Annotated in this window: 1 pseudogene; it reads left to right on the top strand. The window is 67.2% G+C overall.

What is annotated here, in order from left to right:
- Positions 1–8: 8 nt before the first annotated feature.
- Positions 9–1,417: pseudogene (locus AB0N06_RS38875) on the top strand (IS3 family transposase).
- Positions 1,418–1,452 lie beyond the last annotated feature (35 nt).

Here is a 1,452-nt window from a genome sequence, read left to right as displayed (position 1 = left end):
CCACCCGTATGACGAGCACCAGCGGTCCCGGCGCCGATCCGGCGCCGAAGCCGAAGCGTCGCACCTTCACCGCCGAGTACAAGCTGCGGATCGTCGCCGAGTACGACGCCGCCCTGGCCGGCGAGAAGGGTGCGATCCTGCGCCGCGAGCGCCTGTACCACTCCCACGTGATCGAGTGGCGCGCGGCCCGCGACACTGGCGCGCTCGCGCAGCTGACCGACCACCGCACCAGCCCTGCCCGCCCCAGGAAGCACCCGGCCGAGGCCGAGAACGCCAAGCTGAGGCGGGAGAACGAGCGGCTGCGTGCGGAGGTGGACCAGAAGAACGCCGCTCTGGAGGTGCTGGGAAAAACACACGCGCTCTTGCAGTCACTGTCCAAGAGCGCGGACTGAGCCAGGCCCTGGACGGCCATCTGCACGCAGCAGTCGAGGAGTTGAGGCTGTTGGTGGGCATCGTGGACGCCTGCCGGATCACCGGAAGGTCCCGGGCGACCCACCACCGACGGCTGCACCCCAAGCCGCCGGCACCCAAACGCGCGCGCCCGGCCCCGGCCACCGCACTGTCGGCCACCGAGCGGGCCGCAGTGCTGGCGCTGATGAACACCCCCGAGTACGCCGAGCTGCCACCCGCGCAGATCTATGCCCGCGAACTGGACGAGGGCCGCTACCACTGCTCGGAGCGCACGATGTACCGGATCCTGAAGGAGGCCGGCCAGGACGGTGAGCGACGCCGGATCGCCACCCACGGCGCCAAGACCGTGCCAGAGCTGGTCGCTGATGCCCCATCGCAGGTCTTCACCTGGGACATCACGAAACTGACCGGCCCGGACAAGGGCATCTGGTACCACGCCTACGTCATCATCGACATCTACAGCCGCTACATCGTCGGCTGGACGGTGGAGCGGGCAGAATCGGCCGAGCGCGCCGAGGAGTTGATCCGCGAGACCATCGAGCGCAACGGCATCGTGCCCCAGACCGTGCACGCCGACCGGGGCACCTCCATGACCTCCAAGAAGGTCTCGCAACTGCTGATCGACCTCGGAGTCACCCGCAGCCACTCACGCCCCAAGGTGAGCAACGACAACCCCTACAGCGAAAGCCACTTCAAGACCACCAAGTACCAGCCCGACTTCCCGCAGAGATTCGACTCGCTGACGCACGCCCGGGAGTGGATGGACGGCTTCATCAGCTACTACAACCACGTCCACCGGCACTCCGGGATCGGCTACCACACCCCGGCCAGCGTGCACTTCGGCACCGCGGAACTGGTACGCGAGCAACGAGCCGCCACCCTCACAGCGGCCTACGAACAGCATCCGGAACGGTTCAACCGCCGCCCCGTCCCGCCATCCATCCCCCGCCAGGCATGGATCAACGATCCCGCCAAGCGGCGTCAGACCGAACAACAGATCCTATAGCGTCACATTCGTTTCATTTGACTTGACAGGCACCG

The sequence above is a fragment of the Streptomyces sp. NPDC051020 genome (assembly GCF_040683105.1).
GTDB lineage: Bacteria > Actinomycetota > Actinomycetes > Streptomycetales > Streptomycetaceae > Streptomyces.
This window is presented reverse-complemented; position numbering and strand designations above follow the sequence as displayed.